Origin of the sequence: Streptomyces coffeae, from assembly GCF_016741875.1 — a bacterium.
Taxonomy (GTDB): domain Bacteria; phylum Actinomycetota; class Actinomycetes; order Streptomycetales; family Streptomycetaceae; genus Streptomyces; species Streptomyces coffeae.
In genome coordinates, this window is record NZ_JAERRF010000128.1 from 1 (window position 1) to 1,228 (window position 1,228).

Here is a 1,228-nt window from a genome sequence, read left to right on the forward strand (position 1 = left end):
ATCAGCCAGCCACGGGTGGCTCTGAACCGACAACCGGCCGGTCAGCAGCACACCATCCGTGTCGCCCACCGCGACAGTCGCACCCAGCAACGGGTGCTCTGCCGCACCGAGCCCGGCCGCCGAGACATCACCGACCAACGGCAGCACGTCCAGCCAGAAGCGCTCGCGCTGGAACGCGTACGTCGGCAGATCGACCCGCCGAGCCCCGCTGCCCTCGAAGTAGGCGACCCAGTCCACGTGGGCGCCCCGCGCATGCGCTTCCGCTATCGCAGCGGTCAGCGCCGACTCCTCCGGGCGGTCGGTCCGCAGCACCGGCACGAACCCGGCGTCGGGCGCGGTCTCCTGCCCCAGTGCCGACAGCGTCCCACCCGGCCCAACCTCAACGAACGTGGTCACGCCCTCGTCCCGCAACGTGCTCACGGCGTCGGCGAACCGCACCGACTCCCGCACATGCCGCACCCAGTACTCCGGCGAGGCGAGTTCGTCGGCGGTGGCCAACTGCCCCGTCAGCGTCGACGCGATGGGAATCTCAGGCGCCTCGTAGGACACGCCTTCCAGCACCCGGCGGAACTCGTCCAACATCGGGTCCATCAGCGGCGAGTGGAACGCGTGACTGACGCGCAGCCGGCTCACCTTCCGACCCGCCTCACGCCACCGCTCGGCAACGGCCTCCACGTCGGCGGCGACACCGGAGACAACCACCGACATCGGCCCGTTCACCGCGGCAATGCTCACGCTCTCCGGCAGAGCGGGCGCGACCTCGGCCTCGGTCGCCTGGATCGCCACCATCGCGCCACCCGACGGAAGCGCCTGCATCAGCGCACCCCGCGCCGACACCACCTTTGCCGCATCAGCCAACGACCACACACCCGCCACGTGCGCGGCGGCCAACTCGCCGATCGAGTGTCCCGCCAGCACATCGGGCCGGACTCCCGACGACTCCAGCAGGCGGAACAGCGCGACCTCGACCGCGAACAGCGCGGGCTGGGTCACCCCGGTCTCGTTCAGGGCATCGGCGTCCTCACCGAACAGCACCTCGCGCACCTGCGGATCAAACTGGCCCAGCGCCTCGTCCAACGCCTCGGCGAAGACCGGGAACCGGTCAGCCAGCCCACGCCCCATGCCCAGCCGCTGCGACCCCTGGCCCGAGAACAGGAAACCTAACAATCCGGTGGCGACGGAACCCGCCAGAACACCCGCTGCCTGCCTGCCCTCGGCCAGTGCGGTG

The 1,228-nt window shown here is 70.8% G+C and carries 1 protein-coding gene; it reads right to left on the reverse strand.

Annotation, left to right across the window (positions count from 1 at the left end; all coding sequences use genetic code 11):
• A partial coding sequence (locus JK363_RS41260) for an acyltransferase domain-containing protein (protein WP_307822115.1) occupies positions 1–1,167 on the reverse strand: 1,167 nt, incomplete at its 3' end.
• Positions 1,168–1,228: the final 61 nt, after the last annotated feature.